The 14,542-nt window shown below is 66.2% G+C and carries 9 protein-coding genes; all 9 read left to right on the top strand.

Annotation, left to right across the window (positions count from 1 at the left end; translation table 11 throughout):
- Positions 1 to 3 precede the first annotated feature (3 nt).
- Complete coding sequence (locus tag HRUBRA_RS06020) at positions 4 to 2,865, top strand: insulinase family protein (protein ID WP_035515439.1); 2,862 nt, start codon at positions 4 to 6, stop codon at positions 2,863 to 2,865.
- Between the two features lie 167 nt (positions 2,866 to 3,032).
- Complete coding sequence (gene aceE / locus HRUBRA_RS06015; RefSeq protein WP_035515437.1) at positions 3,033 to 5,684, top strand: pyruvate dehydrogenase (acetyl-transferring), homodimeric type; 2,652 nt, start codon at positions 3,033 to 3,035, stop codon at positions 5,682 to 5,684.
- A gap of 26 nt (positions 5,685 to 5,710) precedes the next feature.
- Positions 5,711 to 7,516, top strand: a complete 1,806-nt coding sequence (gene aceF, locus HRUBRA_RS06010) for a dihydrolipoyllysine-residue acetyltransferase (protein WP_035515435.1) — start codon at positions 5,711 to 5,713, stop codon at positions 7,514 to 7,516.
- A gap of 96 nt (positions 7,517 to 7,612) precedes the next feature.
- Positions 7,613 to 8,515 carry a hypothetical protein gene (locus HRUBRA_RS06005; protein WP_236629799.1) on the top strand — a complete coding sequence of 301 codons (903 nt, stop codon included), beginning with the start codon at positions 7,613 to 7,615 and terminating at the stop codon, positions 8,513 to 8,515.
- A 3-nt stretch (positions 8,516 to 8,518) separates the two neighbouring features.
- Entirely contained in the window at positions 8,519 to 9,403 is an 885-nt protein-coding gene (locus HRUBRA_RS06000) for an HAD-IIB family hydrolase (protein WP_236629798.1), read from the top strand.
- A 7-nt stretch (positions 9,404 to 9,410) separates the two neighbouring features.
- Complete coding sequence (locus HRUBRA_RS05995) at positions 9,411 to 10,637, top strand: glycosyltransferase family protein (RefSeq protein ID WP_035515433.1); 1,227 nt, start codon at positions 9,411 to 9,413, stop codon at positions 10,635 to 10,637.
- Position 10,638: 1 nt separating this feature from the next.
- Positions 10,639 to 12,408 carry a sugar phosphorylase gene (locus HRUBRA_RS05990; protein WP_035515431.1) on the top strand — a complete coding sequence of 590 codons (1,770 nt, stop codon included), beginning with the start codon at positions 10,639 to 10,641 and terminating at the stop codon, positions 12,406 to 12,408.
- Positions 12,409 to 12,462: 54 nt separating this feature from the next.
- Positions 12,463 to 13,659: an enoyl-ACP reductase FabV gene (gene fabV / locus HRUBRA_RS05985; protein ID WP_035515430.1), complete on the top strand. Its 1,197-nt coding sequence runs from the start codon at positions 12,463 to 12,465 to the stop codon at positions 13,657 to 13,659.
- Between the two features lie 2 nt (positions 13,660 to 13,661).
- The gene (locus HRUBRA_RS05980) at positions 13,662 to 14,519 is read left to right on the top strand and encodes an MBL fold metallo-hydrolase (RefSeq protein ID WP_322786721.1); all 858 of its coding nucleotides are present in this window, start codon (positions 13,662 to 13,664) and stop codon (positions 14,517 to 14,519) included.
- Positions 14,520 to 14,542: the final 23 nt, after the last annotated feature.

The raw sequence follows: 14,542 nt of genomic DNA, 5'->3' as shown, positions 1-14,542 counted from the left end.
TTCATGCCCCTGCGATCTGCGCCGCCCCTGCCGGCGCTTCTCGTCCTTCTGTTTTCCGCGCTCCTCGCGGCCTGTGCAGCAAGCCCTGTTCGTGAGTACACGGAGCCGGCCAAGAGCGAGGCTGATGACTACGCCTACCGTCTCCTCACTCTCGAAAACGGTTTGCAGGCGCTGCTCATCTCCGACCCGGATACCCGGAAGGCGGCGGCTTCCCTCGATGTGATGGTCGGCAGCGGCGACAACCCGCCAGGGCGCGGGGGGCTGGCTCATTTCCTCGAGCACATGCTTTTCCTCGGCACCGACAAGTACCCGGATGCCGCCGAGTACGAGCGCTACATTACCGAGCACGGTGGCTCCCGCAACGCCTATACGAGCTTCGAGCACACCAACTATTTCTTCGATATCAACGCCAGTTATCTGGAGGAGGGGCTCGACCGTTTTGCCCAGTTTTTCATTGCGCCGCGGCTGGATGCCGACTACGTCGACCGGGAGAAGAACGCGGTGCAGGCGGAGTACCAGATGGGCCTGAAGAGCGATCCCCGGCGTGGCCTCGATGTGCTGCAGGCGGTCATGAACCCGGCCCACCCCTACAGCCAGTTCTCCGTTGGCAGCCTCGAGACCCTTGCCGACCGGCCCGGGGCCCCGGTGCGCGAGGACCTGCTCGCCTTCTACCGCAAGCATTACTCCGCCAACGCCATGCGCCTTGTGGTGCTCGGCGCCGAGCCGCTGGAGGAGCTGGAAAAGCTGGTGGCGCCGCTCTTCGCCCGCGTCCCCAATCACGACTATGAGCCCGAGCCCATGGCCGAGCCGCTCTTCGAGCCGGCATCGCTGCCGATGAAGGTCACGGTGCAGCCGCAGGCGACGCTTCGGCAGCTGCAGGTCAATTTTCAGGTGCCGGACTACCGCTCCCGGTACCGGGCCAAGCCCATGGCTTACCTCGGTAACCTCATCGGCCACGAGGGCGAAGGCAGTCTTCTGCTGGCGCTGAAGCGCGAGGGGCTGGCGGAGGGCCTGTCGGCCGGCGAGGGGTTGTCCTGGCGCGGCGGCTCGCTGTTCAGTGTTACCGTGTCGCTCACGGAGCGTGGCGTGGCTGAGCATGAGCGCGTGCTCAGGCTGCTCTTCAGCTATCTCGCCATGCTCCGGGAAGAGGGCCCCCAGCGCTGGCTGTATGAAGAGCAGTCGGAGCTTGCGGCCATCGACTTTCGCTTCCGGGAACACGGTGAGCCCATGGGCTACGTCAGTGCCCTGGCCGGCGGCATGCACTACTACGCCCCCCGGGACGTGCTTCAGGGTCCCTACCTCATGGAACGCTTCGCGCCGGAGCTGATCGAAGAGGCGCTGGACCGCCTGCGACCGGCGCTGGCGCAGGTGGTTCTTACGGCCCCCGGCGTGCCGGTGGATCGTGAGTCGCCCCATTATGAGGTGCCTTTCGGAGTGACGACGGCCCCGGCCCTTGCGTCCCGCTGGGCGCCGACGGACGTCGCCAGCCTGCATCTGCCGGCGCCGAATGCCTTCATCGCCGAGGATCTGTCGCTGGTGCCGCTGGCGGCGGACAACCCGGAGACGCCGACGATCGCCCTCGACACGCCGCGCACGCGCATCTGGTTTCGCCAGGGCAAGGATTTCCGGACACCACGCGGTGCCCTCTACGTGAATTTTCGTTCCCCGCTCGTGAGCGGGGACGCGCGGGCGGTGGCGGCGGCCATGCTCTACACCCGGCTCCTCACCGATGCGGTCAACTCTTTCACCTACCCGGCACGCCTGGCCGGCCTCGACTTCAGCCTCTACAAGCACGCCCGCGGGGTGAGCCTGCGCATCAGCGGCTATAACGACAAGCAGCAGGTCCTGCTGGAGCAGTTGCTGGACACCGTGCAGGCGCCGGCCTTCGACCGGTCGCGCTTTGAGAGCCTTCGCGCCGACCTTGTCCGGGGCCTGGAAAATGCAGTGGCCAAGCGCCCCGTGAGCCAGGTGATCGATGACCTGCGCGAGGCGCTGCTTTACGGTGCCTACGGCGAGGCGGCACTTATCGAGGCCCTTCGCGGACTCGATCTCGCGGCAATCGAGGACTATGCCGATGCCTTCTGGGCCGGCGTGAGCGCGGAAGCGTTGCTCTACGGCAACTACCCGCAGTCCGCGGTCGCCGAGCTTGCCGCGGCGCTGGCCGACCTGCTGCCGGCTGGCGACGTGCCGGCGCTGCCACCTCTCGAGGTGCTGCGTATTGGCGCTGGTGAGTCCCTGCAGTTTGTGACCGATGTGCCTCACGATGATGCCGTGGTGAGCTGGTACCTGCAGGGTGCCGGCGACAGCTGGCGCGACCGCGCGGCCACGGCCCTGGCGGCGCAGGTCATGAAGTCCGGCTTCTTCCAGGAGCTGCGTACGGAACAGCAGCTTGGCTACGTGGTCAGCGCTTTCTCCTGGCCGCAGTTCGATATCCCTGGGCTGGTATTGCTGGTGCAGTCCCCGAGCCACGACGCCGGGCATGTCGCCGGCGCCATGGAGGAGTTTCTCGACGAGGTGCTGCCGTCCCTCGACAACAGCCGCTTCCAGCGGCACCGGGAGGCCCTGGTGGCGGAGATCGAGGAGCCGGACAAGAATCTTTTCGAGCGGGCGGAGTTCTACTGGCAGTCCATTGCCAAGCGCCAGTATGCCTTCGACGGTCGTCGACAGCTGGCCGCCGCGGTCAATGACTTCGACCGGGACGAGTGGGCAGCCTATTTCCGCGAGGTTTTCCGGGAGCAGCCGCGTTCCCTGCAGGTGGTGGCCCCCGGCGCCCGCGGCGTGATCCCCGACAACATCGGTCGGCGAGTGACGAACGCCACGGCAATCAAGGCGGACCATGACACCTGGTCAGTGGATCAGTACTGATAGTTCTAAATGGGAATGGCTATTTCCCCCGGCCGCCGCTTTCCTGTAGGATAGTTGGGTGTTCGTGGTGTGCGGCGGTGTTTTCGCGCCCGCGGCGTGCCAGGGCACGCGTTTAATGGTTCTAAAAAAGAACTTAAGTCTTCCTAGCGCCAGGAGCCTCCCGAGCCATGATCGATGACCTTGATCCCGTCGAAACCCGCGAATGGATAGACTCTTTCGATGAGGTCGTGAAGTACCGGGGCGAGGAGCGCGCCACCTATCTGATGGAGGAGCTGTCGAAGCGGGCCATGGCCGATGGCATCCCGCTGCCGACCGCGATGACCACGCCCTTCCGCAACACCATCGCTCCGGCGGACCAGAAGCAGATGCCCGGCGACCTGTTCATGGAGCGTCGCATCCGCTCCCTCGTGCGCTGGAATGCCCTGGCCATGGTGATGCGGGCCAATGACAACGACGAGGGGCTCGGCGGCCATATCTCCAGCTTTTCGTCCAGCGCCACGCTCTACGACGTGGGCTGCAACCATTTCTTCCGCGGCGCCGACCGGGAGCATCCGGGCGACCTGGTCTTCTATCAGGGGCACAGCGCCCCGGGCATGTATGCCCGCTCCTATCTCGAGGGACGCCTCACCGAGGAGCAGCTGGACAACTTCCGTCGGGAGGTGGACGGCCACGGACTGTCGTCCTATCCCCACCCCTGGCTCATGCCTGATTACTGGCAGTTCCCCACGGTGTCCATGGGTCTCGGTCCGATCCAGGCCATCTACCAGGCGCGACTGCTCAAGTACCAGCAGGATCGCGGTCTCCTGGACCACGGTGACCGCAACGTCTGGTGCTTCCTCGGCGACGGCGAGTGCGACGAGCCCGAGTCGCTCGGTGCTATTTCCCTGGCGGGGCGCGAGCGCCTCGGCAACCTTATTTTTGTCGTCAACTGCAATCTGCAGCGCCTCGATGGCCCGGTGCGCGGCAATGGCAAGATCATCCAGGAGCTCGAGGGTGTTTTCCGCGGCGCCGGCTGGGACGTGCTCAAGGTGGTCTGGGGCCGCAAGTGGGACCCGCTGCTGGAGCGCGACGAGACCGGGCTTTTGCAGAAGCGCATGGACGAGGTCTGTGACGGGGAGCTGCAGAACTACAAGTACAATGGCGGCGCCTACACCCGGGAGCATTTCTTCGGCAAGTATCCCGAGCTCCTGGAGCTGGTGAAGGACCTGTCCGATGAGGACATCATGTACCTGAACCGGGGCGGCCACGATCCCTACAAGGTCTATGCCGCTTACGCCCACGCGGTGGCCCAGCACGAGAAGCCCACGGTGATCCTGGCCATGACCGTCAAAGGCTACGGCACCGGTGAAGCGGGAGAGGCGAACAACGAGACCCACTCGCTGAAGAAGCTCGATATGGATGGCCTCAAGGCCTTCCGGGACCGTTTCGGCATTCCGATCAGCGACAGCGAGCTGGCGAACGTCCCCTACTACCGTCCCGCGCCCGATAGCCCCGAGATGCGCTACATGCTCGAGCGGCGCGAGGCGCTCGGCGGCTTCGTGCCGGCGCGGCGGCGCGGCGAGCGCTCCCTGGACGTGCCGGACCTCGACGCCTTCAAGTCCCAGCTCAAGGGCAGCGGCGAGCGCAAGATCTCCACTACCATGGCCTTCGTACGCATTCTGTCCTCGCTCGCCAAGGACAAGGCCATCGGCGAGCGCGTGGTGCCCATCGTCCCCGACGAGGCGCGTACCTTCGGCATGGAGGGCATGTTCCGGCAGCTCGGCATCTACTCCTCCGTAGGGCAGCGTTACACGCCCCACGATGCCGGGCAGATCATGTTCTACAAGGAAGATATCAAGGGACAGATCCTCGAGGAGGGCATCAACGAGGCCGGCGCGTTCTCCTCCTGGCTGGCCGCCGCGACGGCCTACAGCACCAGCGACTATCCGATGGTGCCTTTTTATATCTTCTACTCCATGTTCGGCTTCCAGCGCATCGGCGATCTGGCCTGGGCGGCCGGTGACAGCCAGGCCCGCGGCTTTCTCATCGGGGCCACCTCGGGCCGCACGACGCTGAATGGCGAGGGTCTGCAGCATCAGGATGGCCACAGTCATCTGCTCGCGCAGACCATTCCCAACTGCGTGAGCTATGACCCGACCTACAGCTACGAGCTCGCGGTCATTATCCAGGACGGGTTGCGACGCATGTACCTGGAGCGGGAGAACCGCTTCTACTACATCACCACCATGAACGAGAACTACCCGCACCCGGAGATGCCGGCGGGCGCAGAGGAGGGGATCATCCGCGGCATGTACCGGCTGCGGCGCTCCCCGCGCGAGGATGGTCCGCGAGTGCAGCTCATGGGCTCGGGCGCGATCCTTCGCGAGGTCGAGGCGGCCGCGGAACTGCTGGCAAGCGACTATGGCATTGCCGCGGATATCTGGAGCGTTACCAGCGTCAATGAGCTGGCCCGGGACGGCCGGGTCTGCCAGCGCTGGAACCGACTGCACCCTGAGGAGGAGCCGCGCGTGCCGTATGTCGCGGAGCTGCTGGCGGATGCGGATGGGCCGGCGGTCCTGGCAACGGACTACATCACGCCCTATGGCGAGCAGCTGCGTGCCTACCTGCCACGATCCTACACCGTGCTCGGTACGGACGGCTTCGGCCGCAGCGACACCCGGGCGAAGCTGCGCCAGCATTTTGAGGTGAGCCGCGAGTACATCGCCCTTGCGGCCCTTGGTGCGCTGGCAGCCGAGGGTGCCGTGGAGCCGGCGAAGGTGGTCGAGGCGCGCCGCGACCTCGCTATCGACCCCGACAAGATCGACCCCATGCTGGCCTGAGGGCCAGTCAGAAGCAGGAGCGTTAGGTGGCGAAAGAACAGGTATTCGTTCCCGATATCGGCGGTGCTGAGGCCGCGGAGGTTGTGGAATTGCTGGTAGGGGCCGGCGACAGTATTGAGGAAGAACAGGGGCTGATCGTCCTTGAGTCGGACAAGGCCTCCATGGAGATCCCCTCGACGATCGCGGGCAGGCTTGTGGAGCTGCTGGTCAAGGAGGGCGATCAGCTTGCCGAGGGCGACCCGATCGCCTGGGTTGAGACCGCGGCCGCTGAAAGCGGCTCAGCGGGCGGCGAGCCCGCGCGCCGTGAGGCTGAGGACGGCAGCGACGCCGGGCGTGGTGAGGACGCCGCCCCGGCAGAAGCGGCGGACAGCGCTCCCTCCGGAGCTGATACCGCCCCCAGCGCTCCCTCCGGAGCTGATAGCGCCGAAGAAACTGCACCTGCGCGCGCGGAGGATGAGCTGAGCCGGGAGGTCATTGACGTGCCGGTTCCCGATATCGGTTCGGACGACCCCGTGGACCTCGTCGAGGTTGCCGTCACTGTGGGTGACACCGTCGAGGAAGGCGACAGCCTCGTCGTGCTTGAATCGGACAAAGCGTCCATGGAAGTCCCCTCGCCGGCTGCCGGCGAGGTTGTCGAGCTCCTTGTCGAGGCCGGAGGAACGGTCGGCGAAGGTGATCTGCTGCTGCGGCTGCGCAGGGCAAGTCCGGCGTCGGCGGCGGCGGCCGGTACGGTCCAGGCACCCGGGCGCGAAAGCGAAGAAGAACGTGCACCGGCGGCCGGGAAGGACGATCGCGGCGAAGGTGCCGGGCCCCCGGCGCCGAAAGCGTCCGAAGCGCCAGCGGCGATCTCCGAGGTCGGGGGCAGCGGTGCCGGACCCCGGGAGACCGTTGCGCCGACTTCTGCGCCCGCCGGGACCGTTGCGCCGCCGGAGCGCGACGTCTACGCCGGGCCGGCGGTACGCAAGCTGGCGAGGGAATTCGGCGTGGAACTCGGCCGGGTGAGCGGCAGCGGCCCGCGGGGACGCATCCTCAAGGAAGACCTACAGGGCTACGTGCAGAAAACGCTGAAAGAGGGCCCTGCACCGGCCGCGGGGGCGGGTGTGCCGCCCATACCGGAGGTGGATTTTGCGGCCTTCGGCCCGGTGACCGTGGAAGAGCGCAGCAAGCTGGACAGGCTCACCGCTGCGAACATGCAGCGCAGCTGGCTGAACGTGCCCCATGTCACGCATTTTGACGATGCGGATATCACCGAGCTCGAAGGCTTCCGCCGCTCGCTGAAGGAAGAGGCGGCCGGGCGCGGCACGCGCCTGACGCCCCTGCCGTTCCTCCTCAAGGCCTGCGCCGCGGCGCTCCGCGCCCATCCGAAGTTCAATGCATCGCTCTCCGACGGCGGCAATGCGCTTACCTACAAGGATTATGTGCACATCGGCATGGCCGTCGACACGCCGGTGGGGCTCATGGTGCCCGTGCTCCGGGATGTCGACCGCAAGTCACTCTGGGAGCTTGCCGAGGAAGTGCTGGCAATGGCGGAACTGGCCCGGGAGCGCAAGCTCAAGCCGGCGGACATGCAGGGCGGATGCTTTACCGTATCCAGCCTGGGCAGCATGGGCGGTCGCGGTTTCACGCCGATCATCAATACGCCGGAAGTCGCCATCCTCGGCGTCGGCCGGGCGGGGGTGCAGCCGGCCTGGGACGGCAGCTCCTTCCAGCCGCGGACCCTTCTGCCCCTGAGCCTGTCCTACGACCACCGGGTGATCAACGGCGGTGACGCCGGGCGCTTCATGGAAACGCTGCTCGGCCTCCTCGGGGATATCCGCCGACTCCTGCTCTGAGCTCGGGGCAGCGGCCCCTGGCACGTTTCCTGCCCTCACGCTCCCAGCCGCAACGCGGGTAGCATGGGCAGAAGGCGGATGACCGGGACGAGGGCCGTGACAGAGACTGATCAACCGGGAGGGTCCTGGGAGCGGGACTGGCTGGCTGCTGAAGGTCTGCCGCCGGCCTATGCCGCGCAGGCCCGGCGTTATTTTGCCCCCCTTGCCGCACAGCTGGCCTCGGCGCACCGCGAGAGCGGACGGCCGCTGCTGGTCGGCGTCAACGGCAGCCAGGGCTCGGGCAAGAGCACCTGCTGCGCCTGGCTGGTGCAGGCGCTCTGCGAGGAGCAGAGGCTGCCGGCTCTTGCTCTTTCCCTCGACGACTTCTACCTCACCCGGGCGGAGCGCGCTGTTCTCGCCTCGAGGGTCCATCCGCTGTTCGCGACCCGTGGCGTACCGGGGACCCACGATATTCCCCTGCTCCGCGAGACCCTGGGGAACCTTCTGGGGCGGGGAAGCACCAGCGTGGTTCACGTGCCGCGCTTCGACAAAGCCCTCGATGATCGCGCGCCGCAGGCCCGCTGGGACCGTGTCCCTGCGCCGGTTGCGGTGGTCCTCCTCGAAGGCTGGTGTCTCGGCGCCCGACCGCAGTCGGAGGCGGCGCTGCGGGTCCCGGTGAATAGCCTCGAGGCAACGGAGGACCGCGATGGCCGCTGGCGCCGGCACGTCAACGAGGCCCTGCACGATGCCTTTCTCCCGCTTTATGGTGACGTCGACCGCTGGGTGATGCTGCATGCGCCTTCCTTTGCCTGTGTTTATCGCTGGCGTCTGGAGCAGGAACACAAGCTCCGCGCGCGCGCGGGGGCCGCAGCAGCGGTGATGGATGACGACGACGTGGCGCGCTTTGTGCAGCATTTCGAGCGCCTGACCCGTCACTGCCTCCATGAACTGCCGGGCCATATGGATGTCATCTTCTCGCTGGATAATGACCGGCAGATCGTCAATGCCAGAGGCCTGTAACTGATGATGACCACTGCCAGCAATACCGCCGGAGACGTCGACGCTGCCAGCACGGCTTTCCTCGTATTCTCCGATCTCGATGGCACGCTCCTCGATCATGACAGCTACAGCCATGCCGCCGCACAGCCGGCCATCGATCTGCTGGATGTGCTGGCCATTCCCCTGGTGTTCGTTTCGAGCAAGACCCGCGCCGAGGTCGTGGCCCTGCGCCGCCGCCTCGCCAACGGGCATCCTTTTGTGGTCGAGAACGGCGCCGCAGTCTTCATCCCCGAGGGTTACTTCCTCGCGCAGCCCGCCGGAACAGTGCTGCGCGACGGCTACTGGGTGCGTGAGCTGGCTGCTCCGCGGGCGCGCTGGGTGGCGCTGCTGGAGCAGATCGCGGCGGATTTCCCCGGGCAGTTCGAGTATTTTGCCCGTGCCGGTGAGGCGGGTATTGCCGCCATGACCGGCCTGTCGGAGGCAAAGGCGGCGCTCGCCAACGCCCGCGAATACAGTGAACCGGTCCAGTGGCGCGGTGACCGGGCCGGGCTCGATGCGTTCCTCGCCGCCTGTGCCGCCGGCGGCGCCCGGGTCAGCCGCGGTGGGCGCTTCTACAGTCTCGGCGGTGAGGCGGACAAGGGTGAGGCCCTGCGCTGGCTCCGGAAGCAATTTGCCATGGCCCGCGGCATCCGACATATTAAGGACCTCGCCGCCGGCGACGGTGCCAATGACGTGCCGATGCTGGAGAGCGCCGAAACGGCGCTCCTGGTGCGGGCACCGGACCGCGACCTGCCGCCGCTCCAGCGCGCCGGGGGGGTCCTGTGCAGCGACGCCGAGGGTCCCGCAGGCTGGGCAGAAGGCGTCACGCAGTGGCTGTGTGAGCACGGTTTGGTAACACAGGACAGCTAGCGAGAGCATGGGCGACTTCTACCAGAACGGCATCATCACCACCTTGCACAACCTTTCCCGGCGACCGGTCGCGGAACTCGAGGCGGAGCTGCTCGCGTTCTCGCGCAAGCGGCCGCTGGGGCTGCTGCTGCCCTCGCTGTATTCGGAGCTCGAGGGGGAGGCCCTGCCGCGGATTGTCGAGCACCTTGCGGCCGTGCCCTACCTCAACCAGGTAGTGATCGGCCTCGACCGGGCCGATGCGGAGCAATTCCGTCACGCGCACCGGTTCTTTTCCTGCCTGCCCCAGGAGCACCGGATCCTCTGGCACGACGGCCCGCGACTCATGGCTCTGGACGAGGAGCTGCGCGCCCTGGACCTCGCGCCGCGGGAGATGGGCAAGGGTCGCAACGTCTGGTACTGCATGGGTTACATTCTGGCAACGGGCCGGGCGGAGTCCATCGCCCTCCACGACTGCGACATCACCACCTACGACCGACACCTGCTGGCCCGGCTCATCTACCCGGTGGCGCACCCGCAGTTCAATTACGAGTTCTGCAAAGGCTTCTATGCGCGCGTGGCAGGCGGCCGTATCAACGGCAGGGTCAGTCGGCTGCTGGTCACGCCGCTCCTCCGCGCCCTGAAGAAAACCGTGGGCGAGGTGGACTATCTCGAGTACATGGACAGCTTCCGTTATCCGCTTGCCGGCGAGTTCTCCTTCCGCCGAGACGTACTTCGGGACCTGCGCATCCCCAGCGACTGGGGCCTGGAGATCGGCGTGCTCTCGGAGATGTACCGCAATTATGCGAACAACCGCCTCTGCCAGGTGGATATCGCCGACAGCTATGACCACAAGCACCAGGCCCTGTCGGCGAACAACGACCGCGACGGTCTGTCGCGCATGTCCATCGATATCGCCAAGGCGCTGTTCCGCAAGCTTGCCACCCGCGGGGTGATCCTGAGCCCCGAGACCTTCCGCTCCGTGAAGGCGACCTATTACCGCATCGCCCTCGACTTTGTGGAGACGTACAACACGGACGCGCTCATGAACGGCCTGGACTTCGATATCCACCAGGAAGAAAAGGCCGTGGAGCTGTTTGCCGACAACATCATGAAGGCGGGGGAGGCCTTCCTGGCCCGACCCAAGGAGCGCCCCTTCATCCCCAGCTGGTCGCGGGTGAGCAGCGCCATGCCCGATGTCCTCGACCGGCTCAACGAGGCCGTGGAGCTCGATAACCGCGAGGTAGCCGGTCATTGATATGCGGACCGGCAGCAGCGACCAGACGCTGACGCTCTGCGAGCGCGTCGCCCAGCACCTTGCCTTCATCTACCGGGAGGTCGAGCCGGGGCCTGACTGTCCGGCGTTGGCGGAGGAGCTCCTCGCCATCATGCGCCTTGCGAGCGATACGCCGGCGCCGCCGACTCACGTCAACCAGTGGGACCAGGGGGATGCCCTGGTCCTCAGCTACGGCGGCTCCATCCTCGCTCCGGGCGAACCACCGCTGCGCACACTGAAGCACTTCCTCGACCGCTACCTCCAGGGCCGGGTCTCCGGCGTGCATATTCTGCCGTTCTATCCCTACAGTTCCGACGACGGCTTTGCCGTGCTCGATTACCTGAGCGTCAACGAGGAACTCGGCGACTGGGAAGACATCCAGGCCATTGCCGACAAGTACGATCTCATGGCCGATCTGGTCATCAATCACTGCTCTGCCGAGGGCGAGTGGTTCCGCAATTTCCTGAACAATCGCGACCCGGGACGGGGCTTCTTTGTCACCGCGGCCCCGGCTACGGATCTGGAGGCGGTGGTGCGCCCGCGAACGACCCCGCTGCTGCGCGAAGTGCAGGCTGTGGATGGCCCGCGCCACGTGTGGTGTACCTTCAGCCCGGATCAGGTGGACCTCGATTTCCGTAATCCCCGGGTGCTGGCCGAGATGGTGCGCATCGTGCGCTACTACCTCGACAACGGTGTGCGCATTTTCCGCCTCGACGCCATCGCTTTCCTCTGGAAGGTGCCGGGTACCAGCTGCCTTAACCTCGATGAGACCCACGAGGTCGTCCGGCTCCTGCGCACTCTGGTGTCCCATGCGCGCCCGGACGCCATGCTGATTACCGAGACGAACATCCCGAACCAGGAGAACCTGTCCTACTTCGGCAACGGCAACGAGGCCCACTGCGTCTACAATTTCTCCCTGCCGCCGCTGCTCCTCAATACGCTAGTGACGGGAGACTGCACCTATCTCAAGCAGTGGATGATGAGTATGCCGCCGCCGCAGCACGGCACGGCCTATTTCAACTTCATCGCCTCCCACGACGGCATCGGTCTGCGGCCCGCCGAGGGGCTCCTTTCCGAGGATGAACTGCAGGCACTCATCGGCACCATGCGCCGCTTCGGCGGCCATGTGTCCTACCGGCGCCTCGCCGACGGTGAAAGCAAGCCCTATGAAATCAATATCGCGCTTTTCGATGCGCTCCAGGGCACCGTGGAGGGGCCGGACGAACACAACATCCCGCGCTTCCTCTGCGCCCATGCGATCATGCTCGGCCTTGAGGGCATTCCCGGTATCTACCTGCACAGCCTGCTCGCCACCCACAACGATCACGAGCGGGTCGAGGAGACGGGTCACCCGCGCTCCATCAACCGGCACCAGTGGAACCTGGCCGAGCTGGAGGAGGCGCTTGCTGACCCCACCAGCGAGCACGGGGTGGTGCACCGGGGCATGCTGGAGCTTCTGGAGATCCGCCAGCGGCAGGCGGCCTTCCACCCGAATGCCACCCAGTTCACCCTGCACCTGGGCTGTCAGCTGTTCGGCTTCTGGCGCCAGAGCGCCGACCGCCGCCAGAGCATCTTCTGCATCAGCAACGTCAGCGCCCTTGCGCAGACCCTCAATCTGGCCGACATCAACCTCATCGACACGGAAGCCTGGCAGGACCTGCTCACCGGCCGCCCCTTCCAGTCCCGCGTGGAGCAGGTGACGCTGGCGCCCTATCAGACAGTGTGGATCACCAATCTGCCGGACCACCGCTAGCGGCGACCGTGCTAGACTTTCGGCGTTTTGATCGCGGGAATCAGGGAGCATCGCATGATCATCAAGCCGAAGGTCCGGGGCTTTCTATGCACCACCACGCACCCGGCCGGTTGCGCTGCCAATGTACGCGCCCAGATCGAGTTCGTGCAGGCGCAGGGCGCGCTGCCGAAGGGACCGAAGCGGGTGCTGGTGATCGGTGCATCCACGGGCTATGGCCTCGCCTCGCGCATTACGGCCGCCTTTGGCTCCGGGGCCGACACGCTGGGCATCTTCTTCGAAAAAGCCGGCACGGAGCGCAAGCCCGGCACGGCGGGGTGGTACAACTCGGCGGCGTTCCACGCCGAGGCTGAAGCGGCAGGCCTCGGCGCCTGGAGTATCAACGGTGACGCCTTCTCGAGCGAACTCAAGGCGCAGACGATCGCGGCGATCCGCGAACACCTCGGCAGCGTCGACCTCGTCGTCTACAGCCTCGCTGCGCCGCGTCGCAAGCACCCGGTCAGCGGCGAACTGCATACCTCGACCTTGAAGCCCATCGGCAAGGACACTACCCAGAAGGGCATCAATACGGACAAGGGCGAGATCCAGGACTTCCACCTCGAGGCTGCCACGCAGGAAGAGATCGACCACACGGTGGCGGTCATGGGCGGCGAGGACTGGCAGTACTGGATCGAGGCCCTGGACGACGCCGGTGTGCTGGCCGATGGTTGCAGGACCACGGCCTATACCTACATCGGCGAGCAGATCACCTGGGATATTTACTGGCATGGCACCATCGGCGCCGCGAAGCAGGATCTCGATCGCCGGGTCGTCGCCATCCGCGAGCGCCTGGCTGCCCGCGGCGGCGATGCCCGGGTCTCCGTGCTCAAGGCGGTGGTCACCCAGGCCAGCGCGGCGATCCCGGCCATGCCCATTTACCTGGCGATCCTGTTCCGGGTGATGAAGGCCGCCGGCACTCACGAAGGCTGCATCGAGCAGGTCTATCGCCTGTTCAGCGAGTCACTCTACGGCGATGAGCCTTTTCTGGACGACGAGGGCCGGCTGCGCGCCGACCGTCTCGAACTGGACCCGGCGGTACAGGCAGAGGTCGCTGAACTCTGGGCGCGCATCGACAGCGATACCCTCGATGAGCTGTCGGATTTTGCCGGCTACCGGCAGGAGTTCCTGCGCCTCTTCGGCTTTGCGGTGCCCGGCGTGAACTACGAGGCCGAGGTCGACCCGGTGCAGCCGATCCCCGGGTTGCTGGAGTCCTGACCGTGGCGCTGGTCCCGGGACAGCCGGAGCGCCTCTCGCCGCTGGTGACGCGGCTCGTGGCGCCGAATCCGGGGCCCATGACGGGCCCGGGCACCAACACTTACCTGCTCGGGCGGGAGAGCGTCATTGTCGTGGACCCGGGCCCGGCCCTCCCGGCGCACGTGGACGCAATCCTCGCCGCCGCCGAGGGGCCGATCCGCTACATCGTTTGCACGCATACGCACCCGGACCATTCGCCGGCCTGGCAGGCGTTGGCGGAGGCGACCGGCGCCGAGGTACACGGGGCGCTGCCCTACGGCGATGACCACCAGGACGAGAGCTTCCGCCCCGACGTGGAATTCGTCCACGAGCAGCGCCTGGTCACCGATGAACTCTCGCTGCTGGCCCTGCATACGCCGGGGCACGTGAGCAACCATTTCTGCCTGCTGCTGGAAGAAGAGGGCATGCTCTTCGCTGGCGATCACATCATGCAGGGCTCCACGGTGGTGATTATTCCGCCGGGGGGCGATATGGCGGCCTACATCCGCTCGCTGAAGCTGCTGCTCGATTACCCGGTGCAGGTGATAGCGCCGGGGCACGGCGCCCTGATCGAGGACAGCCGGCGCGAGGTTGACCGGCTCGTGCGCCACCGCCTGTTGCGCGAGGCCAGGGTCGTCGGTGGCCTCGAGCGCCTCGGTGAAGCAGACCCGGATGCGCTGGTCAAAGTGGTCTATGACGATGTGGATCCGGCGATGCACCGCTGGGCGAAGTTGTCCATGGCCGCACACCTGATAAAACTCGAGCAGGAGGGACGCGCGGCCCGCGCGGACGATGCTGAACGCTGGCGGCTGCTGCCGCCCGGCGAGGCAGGGCAACCGTGAACCATCCGTCACTAAGGAGAACA

This window comes from Pseudohaliea rubra DSM 19751 (assembly GCF_000764025.1).
GTDB classification, from domain to species: domain Bacteria; phylum Pseudomonadota; class Gammaproteobacteria; order Pseudomonadales; family Halieaceae; genus Pseudohaliea; species Pseudohaliea rubra.
Note: the sequence above shows the minus strand (reverse complement) of the source record. Positions and strands in the feature narration are given on the sequence as shown.